This is a genomic window from Cupriavidus sp. 05N40 (assembly GCF_056397305.1).
The window spans coordinates 1-14414 of sequence record NZ_JBFTND010000191.1; the positions used below are offsets into that span (position 1 = coordinate 1).

Below are 14414 nucleotides of genomic sequence, written 5' to 3' on the forward strand. Positions count from 1 at the left end.
GATCGCTTGAAGGACTTGAGGATCGGGGCGCGGCAGGTTACCGGAAACGGAAATGTGTTTGAATTCGTGCCCTATGCGGCCGATCAGACCGAGCCGTTTCCAAGCCGATTTGGCTATCACGCAGACGTTTGGCACCATCAAATCCAAAGTATCTCGATGCCACAGGCAAGCAAAGCCTTGGGGCGCGATGATGAGACGTATTTGATTCAAGTGGCGGTGAAACTGGCCGTCGTCGAAACACATTTCGCCTTGCGATCACCGATTGATGTTGTCGAGCTTACTCACCTTCAAATCGGCATCAAACTACGTCTTTGCGAAGTGGACGCGCTTTTTGCTGCAACTTACCGAGACGAGCATGGTGACTTGCAGCGCATGATAATCACTGCCGAAGCGAAAAATAAGGATCAACGTATCTTGGAGGAGCAGATAATCCAGCAGGTGAAAGCTGCATTCAATGAAACGTCCGTTGATCTGGTTGTGCCAATCGCCTTGACGGCTGCTGCAACGGGCATCTATGTAGCCGAATTTAAAGGCGTTTATCGGGACGCCCTTAAAGACTTCGATGCCCTTGAGTTGGAGCAGGAGGCGCTGTACGAACTCAAGCCGTCTGTTCAAGGAGTTTGATCTCCTCCTCCGCTTCTGGCCTGTCGTCCCACTGTTTCCGCTTCGGTGCACCTTTCTTGTCGCGTTTGCCAATCGGAGTCACGATGCCGAAGTAGGTCGAGGCTTCGCCCATGTCCATCCTGAGCAAGTCTGGGTCGCCCAGGCGTACTACAGCGTCGGGTATTGAGGGCTCGTAGCCTGCGGCCTTAATAAGTGCAGAAGCGACGGCGCGTGCGAGGGGCGCGGGGACAGCGTTTCCGATTTGGCGGGCGCCGTGCCACTTCGTGTGGTGCAACCTGAACCAATCGGGAAATCCATGAAGGCGCGCCATTTCCCGCACGGTTATGCAGCGTTCGAATTCGTAGTGTATGGGGCGTGGTGACGTGAACGCTCCTCGGGCGCTGTCCGTCCCGGCGCGCAGAGTATTACTGACCCCGTTACGGGGGAGCTTAAAAAAGCGAGAAATAGGCTCGACGCTACCTTCCTCCGTCTCTCCAAAACGGCGACGGGAGATGGCAGTGTGGTCCGTACGCATGCTGCTTGTTAGAAGCGACCGATTCCACTCGCGGGGGTAAGAGAAATCCCACGCTGCACGTTTAGCACCGCGAAGATGCTTGGCATACTCGCTTGCCTTGCCCCATTTGACTTTTGCTGTGTCCGATACCAGCAATTCGTCAAACGCTTCTGCGTCCGGAATGTCATTGAGGGCGTCATAACAAGAGGGCCCTTCCGGTAGCCCGAGCAGTACTTTCTGCGAGCCGGCTGGGCGGAACAATTCCGGAGGGTACTCAGGGAGCGTGCAGCCCTTCTTGCACCCCATCAGGATCAGGCGTTCGCGGTACTGCGGCGTGCCAAAGTGAGCCGCATTGAGCACTTTCCATGGCAGGCGAATCTCATAGCCAATCGACGAAAATGCTTCGATCAACTCTTGTAAGAATTGGGCGTGCTTGCCGACTGTGATGCCTTTGACGTTCTCAAAGACGAAGGCCTGCGCATCAAGTTCGTGCACCAGTCGCACGAAGTGACGCACCAGTGCGTTGCGTGGGTCGTCTAGGGCGCGGCGCCCGATCATCGAGAAGCCCTGGCACGGAGCGCCGCCGAATACGACGTCCACCCGGCGTTTGCCGATGCCAGCAGCCTTTCGGATGTCTCGGCCCGATAGGTGTTCGACCGAGCGTGGAATCACCGCGCAGTGCGGGAAATTGAAAGCGTGGACGGCGGCATGGATGGGGTCGATTTCGACGGCTGCTACCACGTCAAAGCCCGCTTGCTCGAAGCCAAGGGACAGTCCCCCTGCTCCGGCGAACAAATCAATCCCAATCGGTCGGCTCATCTCTCTTCCTCTACGGCAATTTACTAGAGCCGAATCGTACCGGAATGTCATGCTGATGTCGATCGAATCTTGGACGGCGACCCCAAGAATGCGACAAGTCTCAACTCTAGCAGTTGGGTGTCTTTTAGTTCGCATTGCCATACCGTCAATACACGCCAGCCTTCATCTTGAAGCGCAGCGAGGTTCCTTGAGTCTCTCGCCCGATTGGCCTGGATTTTCGGCGCCCAGTAGTCCAGCGACGATTTGGGAAGCCTGCCCTTCTTGCACCCGTGTCCATGCCAGTAGCATCCATGGATAAATACAGCGACTTTTCGCCCTGAGAACACGATGTCAGGCGTGCCGGGCAGCCCCCGAACATGGATGCGGTAGCGGTAGCCCAGCCGGTGCAGAAGTCTCCGTACGACCAACTCTGGCCCCGTGTTTCGAGTGCCAACTGATCGCATGATCTTGCTTCGCTGATCTGGGGTTCGTGTATCAACCATTGATTGCGGGCTGCGGACTTCGTTTTCGCTAGCTTAGCGCGACGCGGCCCGACCCAAATTTTGATTGGCATTTCTGCGAGGCCACGCACCGCGCACGCGAGGCAGTTTTCCCCCGTATGCACCCTCCCTAACGCCTCCGCGAATCGACGCAGGCACGCACATGAAACGCGTAGCGCCCGCGCCCGCATGAAACGCGACACACGCGTAGGCCGCACCGGGCCGTAGTCTGCTCCGAATACGACCGATTACGGAGCAGCGCGAAACCGCTCCGTTGGTTGTCACGAAAGTCCTTGACGCGAGATTCGGAGCGCATACAATTCGGAGCACCTATTACGGAGCAACACCATGACTGCACGCACCTACCTCTACACCCGCGTCTCGACGGACGGACAGACCACCGAGAACCAGCGCCTACTGGCCGAGCAGGCCGGATACCGAGTCGAGCCGAAGCGCGTTCATTCCGAGGTAATCAGCGGCACGGTCCCGGCAATGGAGCGGCCTACGTTTGCCAAGCTGGTAGACAAACTGGAGGAAGGGGACGCCCTTGTAGTCGCCAAGCTGGACCGCCTGGGCCGGAATGCATCTGACATCGACCGCACGGTGGAGATGCTGCGCGGCATGGGCGTGCGGGTGGTGGTGCTGGACTTGCCTGTCATGGAAGTCAYCAGCGCGGCGGGGGACTTGGTGCGCCGCATGTTCGCCGCCTTCGCGCAGTTCGAGAGGGACCAGCTTGTAGAGCGCACACACGCGGGCTTGGCGAGGGCAAAGTCCGAGGGCAAGGTGCTGGGCCGGAAGCGCGGCCTAGCCAAGTACGCTGAGGAGCACGGGCGCGAATTGGCCGATGTGGTGGCCGAGGTACTGGCCCGCAAGGCGGCAGGCGAGTCCCTGCGCGAGCTTGGCACGGCCTACGGCGTTAGCGGACAGACGATCCTGCGTGAGATTCAGCCTGCCGGCTGACGGTGGATAGCTCGCGCCCTGGATGCGGCGGCGGGCAGTGCCCGCGCTTGCGCGAACGGCTGCACCCCTCCCGTACAGACTATTGCAGGTCCGCCAACGCCCCGCGCTGTTACAAAAAAGTTAGGCAGGGGACACAAGCGGCGCACAGCAGCCGGACCGAAGTTGGTCAATCCGTCCACTTCGCCTACCCGAAAACCCTTATGGGGAGCCAATTCCTACATTTTTCCCGAATACATACAACGTCGAAGCGACGCGGAATCCAGCGTCACCTGCCTTGCAATGTGCCTGCGGTGGGTACGTAGAGAGACGTTGATTAGGGATGGCTGGGCCGCCTAGTATTCGGTCCTCGCGTAGACAGACGCGAACGGGCTTGGCCGCCTGGAACCCAAAGACGCACAGCCGCCACGCGCGGCGCTATCATCTGTGCGCTGCCTCCGCACGCCCCCCCCCTCAATGGCGGGCCGGGGGCGGGGACACCTTCGGGTGTGCCGGTATCCTTTGGGGCCGGTCGGCCAACCCCGCCTTCGGCCCGCCGCCCGTATCTTGGCCGATGCACGGCGGGCCTCCAACGATCCCAAAGGAGGCCGCACCATGCGCCACGCAGTAGCACAAGCACGCGAGCAAGTTACCCAGCAAGCCCCCAGCACATACAGCCAAGCCGAGTACGACGCCGCCTACGGCATCGGCCAATTCGGAGCCAAGTATTGGCCCGCCGCACGCAAGGCCATGCCCGAGGGCAGCACCATGCTGGACTGGCGGGACAAGTGCGCACGGGACTTCATCGCCAGCATGAGTGCGGAGGGTCACGGGCTGCTGCCGTCGATGCTGGCGGGGTTCTACGATGAGGCGGAGGACCGTTTTGGACTGAGCCGGACGGCCGGTGAGTCGCATTGCGTCATTTCAGCGGGGGATACGGTGCTGTGCATCGACGTGGAGGACGCCGAGGACTGGCTGACGCTGGGCAAGGCGTACCCGGTGCAGGCCGTTATCGGGACTGCGCTGGTCATCACCGACGACAGCGGCGACCCCGAAGCACGGCACCACGCCTCGCACTTCGTGGCCGTCTGAGACACCGGCCTTGCGCCGGGATGGATTCCATGGGGCTGGCCTGCGGGCCAGCCCATTTAGCTTTCTGAAGCGTACCGACAGGCGCATGCCGGCATTGATTCCCCGGATTCCATTCCGTCCTCTGACCGAGACAGAACCACCCGACCACTTTCCGGGCAGCGTGCGTCCGGCATCTGTTTTTCGTTTCTCTCGCCGCGTGCCAGACACCTCGACCCATGAAGACGCGCCTGCGGGGCAACAGATCCCTCTCTTTTGTTTTCGTCCTCTGACCGAGACAGAGAAACGCAGTACGACTGGCCCGCGTCAAGGGCACGACACCCACAGGGGGATGGCTGCGAGGCTATCGGGTGCGCAGGCAGGGCACTACAAGGAACACCAAGCTCATCTCAGGGTCAGGAATCCGCGTATCCCGCTTTCGATGCGAACAGGCAAGGAGAATTATCTGTTCGAGCAGGAGGCAGGCGAGGGATACAGGAAAAACCAGCTATCTAGGGTCAGAGGTGCTAACCCCGAGGAGTAGAGACTGGCGATTCCACGCTGTGGCGCTATCAATTGCTGCCATGTCTCGGTAGCCCATTTACCCATCCAACTGAAATTACGGCGCACAAGATGCGCCGCACGACCCCATTGAGGAGAGAGTATGAACACTCAGGTACACCCCCTTGAACATGACACGAGCGAGGCGGCCCGCTTTGCCGTGCAGTCGCACCCGAGCACCCGAGCCGAGTACCGCCGCCTGGTAGAGAAGCTGACCGGCCACCTGCCGACCTGGGCCGCACGAAAGAAACCGGGGCGAAAGCCCAACGCAGAACGGTCCCCGCTGAGCGTAGCCATCGGCGGGGCCGCTGAGTGACGGGCCGTACCGACAAACCAGCGTGGCCTAACGGCGAGGCACACTCGATGCGCGAGCATCAAGCACGACGATACAGGGCGAGACGGGCCGCGGAACTGAGCGTGTCGCTTCAGCAGGCGGCGCGGCGAAACGCCGCCATTATCGAGGACAGACTCGCGGGGATGAGCACACAAGAGATTGCAGGGAAATACAACGTGTCCGCCAGCCTTGTGTCCCTCATTACAGCCACCTGCGAACCGTTTCGTGCGTAGCCACCGCGTCGCCCCAATCGCCCCCTCAACCCACCTTCAAGCCCCGGCCCAGCGCCGGGGTTCTCATTTTATGGCGTTGCATCAACCGGCGCGCCTGACACAAGGAGATTCACAATGGCAATTCCCGATTCCTTCGCCCTCAACTCCAGTGGGCAGGTAGTTCTTCAGGACTCGGTGCAGGCGAGTGGTCTGGCCACCCAGCTAGACGGTAGCGGCAGCAATGCCGTACCGACGGCGGTGGGCGCAGGCGTCCCGACGACCGACTTCGCCGGCATCGCACAGACTGGCATGAAGACGCTGGAGGCAGTGAACAAGCTTGCGGAAGGCGCTCTGAAGCCGTACGTCGAGCGCATGGAGAAGCAGCAGTACTACGAGGGGATGTCCAAGGTCGCGCAGGGGCAGGCTCTCCAGCAGATCGAGAAGGACGACCCGTGGTACATGAACATCTTCGGCCCGTCGGCCACGGTGCGCGGCGCGCAGGCTATGACGGCCACGACCGCGCTCCAGCAGGCCGAGACGGAGTTCATGGGCAACATGGAATCGCTGCGCCAGCAGTCCCCGGATGCGGTACGGAAGTTCCTCGTGAACCAAGCTGCGACGATGGGCAACACTGGCGACCCGCTGGTGGACGCCACGGTACAGGCCAAGCTGGCCGAGTCGTGGGGACCCATGCTCAAGACGCACATGCGGGAGCACCTCGCGTGGCAGCAGACGGACATGATGGACAAGCAGACGAACCAGAACCTGTCCATCGGAAACGGGCTGACCGCGCAGCGGAAGGCTGCTTCCACCGGCTGGGACCCGACTGAGCAGGAGACGGCGTACGCCAACGCGGTCGCAGCCTCCTCGCCAGCCCCGGGCCAGACCCGTGACTCGTGGAATCGCGGCATGACGCAGTCGCTTGTGGCGAATCTCCGCAATGGCAACTTCGACTACTACAACGCGGTAAAGGCCAGCCCGCTGTGGGGCCAACTGGACGTGAAGGTGCGGGAGCAGATCGAGGACTCCATGCCGCAGTACGTGGCGAAGGATGCGCAGCAGAACCCGGCGACCACGACCATCACGAACAACATCGCCGGCTTCGAGTTCAACCTCGCACACGGTGCCACGGGCATCACGACCGAGCACGAACTGGATGCTCACATCGACGGGTACAACGAACAGTTCAAGAGCCGCACGGGCGCGAGCGAGCCGTTCATCAACAACACGAAGCGGGCCGCGCTGCACAAGCAGTGGCTAGCCGGCCAGGACGCGATGCAGAAGGCCACGGCCAAGGCAGGCGCAGCGGACAGCAAGTACCTCGACTCAGCGAACGTCGCCGCTATGGCCTTCACCACGGGCAACTACGCCAGCATCAAGGGTATCGAACTCGACCCGAAGGCCGTGGCCGACGTGATGAACGAGTCGTTCGACCGTGAGGTGGGCAGCGGGGACGCGGGGCGCACGACGAACTACTTCCGCCGCGCCGCACAGGCGTCCCCGGATGAGAAGCTGCAAAGCCCCAAGTTCAAGATGATGCTGGATTCCGGCATCAGCGGGTTCCTGACGGGCGGCAGCGCGGCCCCGTCCAAGGCGCAGATTCAGGCGCTGGGCTGGGCCGCTGAACTGTACAAGTCCGGCGAGAACGGCCCGGAGGCACTGACGAATTACCTCGGCGCGGAGAAGGCGGCGAAGGTGGCCGGTTTCCTGAGCAGCGGCGTGGACTTGAACGACCCGAAGGGCGTTGTCGAGTTCCGCACCGCGCTACAGAAGGGTCGCGCCGACCTGTCGCCCACCTCGGACGAGCGCAAGGCGGTGCGGTCGGTGATCTCTGCGGAGAACCCCGGCTGGCTCAAGCAAGTCGTCCCGTTCATGGGTCCCGGCCAGCTTACCAAGTACAAGCTGACGGACGAGGTGGTAGCCAACCTTGCGAAGACGGTGGCCCCGGATGCGGTGCGCTACGCCACGGCGTACAACGTGCCGCTTGAGACGGCCACCAAGATCAAGCTGGCCGACACGATCAAGAACGCCGACCTGCTGCCAGGCACGATCATCCCCGCGCAGCACAACGTGCAGGGCGAATCGTCGCTGAACGCCGCAGTCAAYCGGATCATCCCGGGCGGCGGTGTGCAGTCCACTCAGGTGTACCAGTCCGCCGTGCAGAACGTCATCGACGCGCAACTCACTGCCGGCGTGAAGGCGAAGGGCGGCGACATGGCGAACTTCGACCCGAAGGAGTACGTCATCCGCAGTGGTCGGCAAGTCGGCAACGGCGTGCTCACCGTGTTCATGTTCCCGAAGGACGACACGAAGGCCGCGCTACAGGGGCCGACCATCGTGAATCTCATGCCGCAGCCGGTGGCTGATGAGATTACCCGACTGACCAAGGAGAAGGGGACCCGGAAGACACCCGCTCCGGGCACCAATCCCGGCCTCGACCCAACGTTCGAGGACCGCCGCAAGGAGGCCATGCGCAGGGCTGGTATAACCGACTAATAGAGCGACTCCAACAGATGGAAGCTGGCGGGTTTCTCTTCCCGAAGGAAATCCGTCAGTCATCGTGCGGCCTAGATTTGCGGGGAAGGGTGTGAGAGGGTCGCCCTTCACTGGGCGCAGTGCGGCCCGACTCAAGCTAGTGCTGTTGTATTCAGCAGTTCATCCATCCGGCTGTCTATTCTCGCCTTGAGTGCAGCATCCGTTTGTGCAGCGCTAGTGAATGCTGCGACGGCTCGGAAGTAGTCTCGGATGAGCGTGGCCACGCTTATCAAGACGAGATCACCGCCATCCGTTCGATGCGGCCCATTGTCAAGGTAGCCGAATTTCTTCGGCGGCGCTTTCTGGCGGTGTAGATCGGCAACTGTAGAGAACTGGTGCAGGACGGCGCAACGGGCAGCGTACACGTCTTTGCCGGCGTATTGGTATGCCCCGGTCGCATCCGCTTTTAGGTAGGAGTCTACCCATCGATAGAAGTCCGTCCTACCCTGTTTCTCCGTGCCCACAGGGAGCGAGAGCCATGCCATCGTGTCAATACCGACGTAGACCATCGCCAGTGCGGCTATCGTCGCCCCGCCATCTTGTGCCTTTCGCACTTGGTCGAGCATGTCCAGAATTGGCTTGTAGCCATTGTTTGGTGACGTTGCCATCGTGCGAACCCTCGTGCGACATCCGATTCGGAGATTCTAGCTGAGCAGCCAGTAAGCCCTTACCACTATGGGCGGCTGCCACCCGCCTGTAGTGGGGTGTTGGGGCTGCACAACGCGAGCGCGCAACATTCTCGGGTAGATTTGCAGCAGGCGCGCGTTTCATCCGCGTCTGCAGCGCTATCGCGCCGCTCACAGAACAATAAGAGGTAGGGGCAATGGGTCGAAGGAGAAAAGAGGCGGCGTTGAGCGATGTATTGCTGCATGCCCCTTGGTGGGTGTCCATCATGCTTGCCATAGCCAGCTACATCGCCCTCTATGGGCTTCTGCCCTCGATGTTCGCGGCGAATCCGTACCTACTCGGTATTGCCATGATGAGCCGAGGGTTAGCCTGGATTCCGGCGACGCTACTCTGTTTCATCGCGCTCTTGTCTTACATCCGCGAGCGACGGCAGAGCCAAGGAGCGACCACGCCACTCAAGCCATCGCCCAAGGCGCGGCGTGCACAGACTGCTCGAAGCTCTCAAGCGCCTTCCAGGCCCGCGTCGAAGGTCTCGCCCGCTGACACCGTGAGGGACATGTTGAGGCAGGGCGTCGATGGTGCGGCACAGGCGGTAGCGGAGCCAGTACGTCCGGAAGTCAATAGTTGGTCCCTTGATGCGCTCCGACTCCTAGAGTGGAAGCGATTCGAGTTACTTTGCGTCGGGTACTACGAGGCAATGGGGTTCACCGTCAAGACTGTCCCGCACGGCCCGGACGGCGGGATCGATGCCACCTTGTACAAGGCGGGGCTTGAGACTCCGGTGGCTGTCGTCCAATGCAAGGCATGGAACAAGCCGGTGAAGGTGGAGCAGGTCCGCGCCCTCGGCGGCGTTATGCATGAGCATAAGGTGAAGCGAGGCGTCTTCTGGTCACTGTCCGGCTATGTCGGGCGGCCTGTGCAGGAGTCGGCCGAGCGGGCCGGTATTCAATTGCTTGACGGGGATGCCATTGTTGAGCGGATTCGGGCACTCGATCATTACAAGCAGGCGACGTTGCTGGCGCAGGCATTCAAGGGCGACTACTGGACGCCGACATGCGCCGCCTGTGGGGTGAAGTTGGTTGAGCGCGAAGGGAAGGGCGGGCCGTTTTGGGGTTGCAGGAACTATCCCCGTTGTAAGATCAAGCTGGCCCGCGCCGCATGACTGCTGAATCAGTCCAGCTTGGCCGCCAAGTCTTTGACTTGCAGGTGCGTGTACCGAGCCAGCATTCGTATGTCCTTGTGGCCCGTGATCGTCGCCACCTCCATTTGTGACAGACCCTTCTCGAAGAGCCGGCTGGTGGCCTCGTGGCGCAGATCGTGAAAACGGAAGTTCTCCAGCCCGGCGCGCTTCACCATGCGTGTGAACGCGAGTTTGAATGCGTTGACCGTGAGGCCGGGGAAGACGGGGCCGGAGTCGAGTTCTCCAGCGCCGCCGAGTTCGTGGGCGGCGACTCGCCTCAGAGCGATGAGCACCTCCATTGCGCGCCTGGACAGAGGGACGCCGCGCGGCGTGCCGTTCTTCGTCGCGATGAGTTGGATTGACCGATGGGCGAGGCTGACGCGATTCCACTGAAGGTCGAGTATCTCGCTACGGCGCATGGCAGTTTCTAGTGCTAAGTCTAAGATCGAAACGATGTAGGGGTTCCGCGTCTCCTCGCCTGCCCGCCGCAGGGCTGTCTCCTCGGGCGGAGATAGTCGGCGCACGCGCCCCGGTGGGTTCTTGGGGCGGCGAACGGAAATCAGGACGCTCTTGCAGAGGGCTACATCCCACTCATAGACGGCCAGCTTGAACACCGCGTTGAGGATGTTCAGTTCCCGGTTGACTGTGCTTGGCGCGACATGTTGTAGCCGCTGCTCCGTCCATTCCTTGATGTCCCGACGAGTGAGGTTCTCAAGGTGGACGCGGGCGAGTGGGTACTTCAGGATGCTGCGCGTGTGGTTGACCTCGGCCTCTGCTCCCTTCTTGTGGGCAGTCTCCTCGTGCAGGTTCCGATGCAGCAAGTCGGCCACAATACGCGGACGCTGCTTGAACTCAGCTATTAGCTTTACGTGGGCTTGTTCTCTGGCGGCTTCACGCGAACGCGCCCTCAGTTCAGGCTCAGTGGCCCGCAGCCACGCCTCTGCCTCCTCCCGGCTGGGAAAGGAGCGTGAAATGATCTTGAAGCCTTTGAGGCGTATCTTGGCTTGATACGTGACGATGCCCTTGCTGTTTGTGCGCTTAACGAGCGTGCCCATTCGTTGTCATCCTTCTGAAAGTGGATGCACAGGTAATGGGTGCTTTGCGCTCCGGTCCTCGGTGCAGATTGTGTGCCCCGAGTTGTTGGGGGCCGCGACAATTGTGCCACCGGCCCAGGGCGCTGCAAGCGGCACTCGGAATCAGCGCGGCGCGGGCAGCACCAAGCCCGGTATCCTGTACTGCGACATTGCCTCTACCAGTGGCCGAAGCGGGTAGTTCACCCCACCATAGTTCCGGGCCACGCTTCCGTTGCTGTGCCCGGTCAGCGCATCGGACACATCCTCTGCAATGCCTGCCTCCCGTGCGGCATCCTTGAACTTGTGCCGGAAGCTGTGGAAGACCATCAGCTTGTCTGTGACCTTGACCTTTCGCAGGTATTTGCCAAACCACTTGGACCAGTTGCCGCTCTCTGCGCCCATCGTGTCGGGGCGTAGCTCATGGAAGATGCGTTCCCGGCCCTTGGCTTGCTGCGCGTACTTGATGAACCCAAGCCGCTGTAACTCGGCGTGTACTGGCACTCGGCGGCGGCTGGCAGCGTTCTTTAGCCCCTGACCCTCTCCCCTGTCCGTGATGGCGATAACCCATGCCGTGCGCTCTGTCCCGTCTGAGTCGCGGTACGACTCCGGGTAGACGTTTTCGGGCCGAAGCTGCGCCAGTTCTTCGAGCCGGGCACCGGTGAACAACCCGAGCAGCGGTAGCCAGTACGCCGCCTCGCCCGCTCCACCTTGGGGCCGTGCCCCTTGGGCATGAACCGGCCCGTCGAAGATGGAGGTCAGCGCAGGCAAGTCAAACGGAAGACGCGCCTCCTTGGCCCGCTTCTGTTCCAGTACCTTGACGCCAGACGCCGGGTTCGCGGGCAGTAGCAGATTGCTTGCCGCATAGTTGAGCAAGGTGCTTAGGTTCGTAAGCTGCTTGTTGGTGTTTGTCGCGGTCTGCCCCAAGTCGAGTAGCTTGTCCTTGAACTGGACGACATGCCGCCGCTCAATCTGCTCAACGGGGAGTTTCCCGACAAGATCATGGAAGCGACGGACTACGCGGTTCTGGATGCTGATGGTACGGGTATCGGGGTTACGTTCTGCCGCCCACTTGCCCACCAATTGCGGGAGGGGCGTCCCTGGCCCCTTAGACGGCGCGGCAGGCGCTTCCGGCACGGGAGGTGCGGACACGCTGCGCACGCTGCCGTCACCCGTCAGAAAGGCCCGTAGCGCGTTCCTGTGGGCCTCATGGACGGACGGCGGGTGATGGGGGTCCAGTTCCCCATTTAGGACCGCTTCCTGTGTGATCAAGCCCCAGCGCTGCCGATCCATGAAGTCCGTGACGGCCTCATGCCCCCGCGCAAGTGCGTCATCACGGCGGCGGCGGATAGCGGCGAGGGTTCGGGAGGCGACGGCGTCAACGTCGATCTGCGGGGCAGGTGGTGCGGCGGGCGGGGTATCGACAGCGCCAGCGGTTGCGGCGGCAGCCAGCCCGGCCCGAGCCTGTTCGAACTCGGCATCAAGGGCCGCACCGGCAACGCGGCAGAGGCGTTCGGCCTCTCGGCGGTCGGACGTGCCCAAGGCCCGCATGATCTCCATGCGCCCGTAATGCTGGACTAAATCAGTAGGGATTCTGCGGCGGACGTAGTAGCGGGAGCCGCGCTTGGAAAGATGAGTACACATGGCCTGATTATCTCCGGCTTGTGTAACACCCACATGAGACATAGCAATGAAAAAGCCTTGATCCACAACGTTTCCATTGTAAATCAAGGCTCTTGATTTGGTCGGGGTGAGAGGATTCGAACCTCCGGCCTCTACGTCCCGAACGTAGCGCTCTACCAGGCTAAGCTACACCCCGTTTTGTTTTTATCGCCGCGCCAGAAATATTGTTGCTGCGAGAAAGAACAAAAGTTTAGCAGCCTTTTTTCCGCTTGGGAAGGGGTAGCTGCGCATTCCGTGTGTTCCGCGTTCAGGACTGGCGTTGCAGCGAGAACGCGCACAGGTCGATGAGCGTCTGCTTCAGCGGCGATTCGGGGAACAGCCGGGCGGCTTTCTCCGCCGCCTCGGCCTCGCGCTGCGCGGCCTGGAAGGTGACTTCCAGCGCGCCGCAGTCGTGGATCGCCGCGAATACGGCATCGAAGTGCTCGGTGCCGCCCTGCAGGATGGCTTCGCGGGCGAGCGTGCGCTGCTGGGCGGTGCCATGCTCCATCAGATGCAGCAGCGGCAGGGTGGGCTTGCCCTCGCGCAGGTCGTCGCCGGCGTTCTTGCCCATCTGCTCGGCGCTGGCGGTGTAGTCCAGCATGTCGTCGATCAGCTGGAAGGCGGTGCCGATGCGGCGGCCGTATTCGGCGGCGGCTTCCTCGGTGGCGGCGTCGGCGCCGGCCAGCACGGCGCCGAGCTGGGCCGAGGCCTCGAACAACTTGGCCGTCTTGTAGCGGATCACCTGCAGGTAGCGCTCCACGGTGACGTCGGGGTCATGCATGTTCAGCAACTGCAGGACCTCGCCTTCGGCGATCACGTTGGTGGCGTTGGAGAGAATCTCCATGATGCGCATGCTGCCGGCGTCCACCATCATCTGGAAGGCGCGCGAGTAGAGGAAGTCGCCGACCAGCACGCTGGCGGCGTTGCCGAACACCGCATTGGCGGTCTCGCGGCCGCGGCGCAGCTCGGACTCGTCGACGACATCGTCGTGCAGCAGGGTGGCGGTGTGGATGAACTCCACCACCGCGGCCAGGTCGTGGTGACGATGGCCGTCGTAGCCGAAGGCCCGCGCGGACAGCAGCAGGATCACGGGGCGCAGGCGTTTGCCGCCCGCGCTGATGATGTACTCGCCGATCTGTTCGATCAGCGGCACTTCCGAAGCGAGGCGCTGGCGGATAACCGAATCAACGGCGCGCATGTCGGCAGCGACCGGGGCAAGCAAGGCAGTGGCGGAAGACTGGGACAAGATGTTCACCGTTACGCAAAACCCGCCGATTATAAGCGATGCGGGTGTATGTATGTCCCCTGAACGGGGGGTGCCGCCACGTCGCAGGCGGCTTGCTGCCCGCGGGCCAGCGGGTCCGGCGAGCCGCCCCGCGGCCTATAATGCGGGCATGACCGATCGAGATGCCGCTTCGCGCCGCCGGCTGCGGCGCACCGCCTGGTGGGCCGCCTTCGCCGCATTGGCGGGGTTCCTGCTGGCCGACCTGATCTGAGCCGCCACCTCCCGCTCGCCGGCACAATGTGCGCCCGGCGGCGCCGGGCTAGCTATGTGCCTGTTTTCTTTGTACTTTTCCCGGATCTCATATAGAATCACGGGTTTCCTCCGGCCGCTTTGCGTTGTTTGCGGTTGCGCCGGCGGGAGATAACCGGCGCCAATTGGGCTGTCCGGGCTGCCGGCTTCATCCCGCACCACGCGGGGCGAACGGGCGCCAGGGCAAGCTGGCATTGGCTTTCGGCGTTTTATTTCACATCGAGAGGTTCGACAATGTACGCGGTCGTAAAAACCGGCGGCAAGCAATATAAGGTTGCTG

Annotated in this window: 12 protein-coding genes and 1 tRNA gene; 6 read left to right on the plus strand and 7 right to left on the minus strand. The window is 61.9% G+C overall.

All coding sequences use genetic code 11. The features are described 5' to 3' along the window. Nucleotides 1-624, plus strand: a 624-nt coding sequence (locus tag AC1DO7_RS32190; protein ID WP_477117011.1) for a hypothetical protein, incomplete at its 5' end; no start/stop codon positions are given. Here AC1DO7_RS32190 and AC1DO7_RS32195 read toward each other — a convergent pair. Both AC1DO7_RS32195 and AC1DO7_RS32200 read right to left on the minus strand, forming a co-directional pair. Then, nucleotides 599-1936 (minus strand): DNA cytosine methyltransferase, encoded by a 1338-nt coding sequence (locus AC1DO7_RS32195; protein WP_477117012.1) that lies wholly within the window; start codon nt 1934-1936, stop codon nt 599-601. The two genes, AC1DO7_RS32190 and AC1DO7_RS32195, sit on opposite strands and share 26 nt — an antisense overlap. A gap of 47 nt (nt 1937-1983) precedes the next feature. After that, nucleotides 1984-2418 (minus strand): very short patch repair endonuclease, encoded by a 435-nt coding sequence (locus AC1DO7_RS32200; protein ID WP_477117013.1) that lies wholly within the window; start codon nt 2416-2418, stop codon nt 1984-1986. A 345-nt stretch (nt 2419-2763) separates the two neighbouring features. Between AC1DO7_RS32200 and AC1DO7_RS32205 the strand changes: the two genes are divergently transcribed. From AC1DO7_RS32205 to AC1DO7_RS32220, 4 genes are all read left to right on the plus strand, one after another. After that, nucleotides 2764-3375, plus strand: coding sequence for a recombinase family protein (locus AC1DO7_RS32205; protein ID WP_477117014.1), 612 nt, complete (start codon nt 2764-2766; stop codon nt 3373-3375). A gap of 591 nt (nt 3376-3966) precedes the next feature. Continuing rightward, nucleotides 3967-4443 (plus strand): hypothetical protein, encoded by a 477-nt coding sequence (locus AC1DO7_RS32210; protein ID WP_477117015.1) that lies wholly within the window; start codon nt 3967-3969, stop codon nt 4441-4443. 640 nt (nt 4444-5083) lie between these two features. Continuing rightward, nucleotides 5084-5296, plus strand: a complete 213-nt coding sequence (locus tag AC1DO7_RS32215) for a hypothetical protein (protein WP_477117016.1) — start codon at nt 5084-5086, stop codon at nt 5294-5296. A 365-nt stretch (nt 5297-5661) separates the two neighbouring features. Next, nucleotides 5662-8022: a hypothetical protein gene (locus AC1DO7_RS32220; RefSeq protein ID WP_477117017.1), complete on the plus strand. Its 2361-nt coding sequence runs from the start codon at nt 5662-5664 to the stop codon at nt 8020-8022. A 131-nt stretch (nt 8023-8153) separates the two neighbouring features. On the opposite strand, the gene AC1DO7_RS32225 is transcribed toward AC1DO7_RS32220, so the two are convergent. Next, a complete protein-coding gene (locus AC1DO7_RS32225; protein WP_477117018.1) occupies nt 8154-8669 on the minus strand; it encodes a hypothetical protein in 516 nt (171 codons plus the stop codon). Nucleotides 8670-8911: 242 nt separating this feature from the next. Between AC1DO7_RS32225 and AC1DO7_RS32230 the strand changes: the two genes are divergently transcribed. Then, nucleotides 8912-9850 (plus strand): restriction endonuclease, encoded by a 939-nt coding sequence (locus tag AC1DO7_RS32230; protein ID WP_477117019.1) that lies wholly within the window; start codon nt 8912-8914, stop codon nt 9848-9850. 8 nt (nt 9851-9858) lie between these two features. Here AC1DO7_RS32230 and AC1DO7_RS32235 read toward each other — a convergent pair whose 3' ends face one another. The 4 genes from AC1DO7_RS32235 to ispB form a co-directional block, all read right to left on the minus strand. After that, on the minus strand, nt 9859-10923 hold the full coding sequence (locus tag AC1DO7_RS32235) for a site-specific integrase (protein WP_477117020.1): 1065 nt from the start codon (nt 10921-10923) through the stop codon (nt 9859-9861). Nucleotides 10924-11064: 141 nt separating this feature from the next. Next, nucleotides 11065-12648 carry a DUF6538 domain-containing protein gene (locus AC1DO7_RS32240; protein ID WP_477117021.1) on the minus strand — a complete coding sequence of 528 codons (1584 nt, stop codon included), beginning with the start codon at nt 12646-12648 and terminating at the stop codon, nt 11065-11067. A 32-nt stretch (nt 12649-12680) separates the two neighbouring features. After that, nucleotides 12681-12757 (minus strand) — tRNA-Pro (locus AC1DO7_RS32245). 111 nt (nt 12758-12868) lie between these two features. Next, nucleotides 12869-13798, minus strand: coding sequence for an octaprenyl diphosphate synthase (ispB, locus tag AC1DO7_RS32250; RefSeq protein ID WP_441617925.1), 930 nt, complete (start codon nt 13796-13798; stop codon nt 12869-12871). Between the last annotated feature and the right edge of the window lie 616 nt (nt 13799-14414).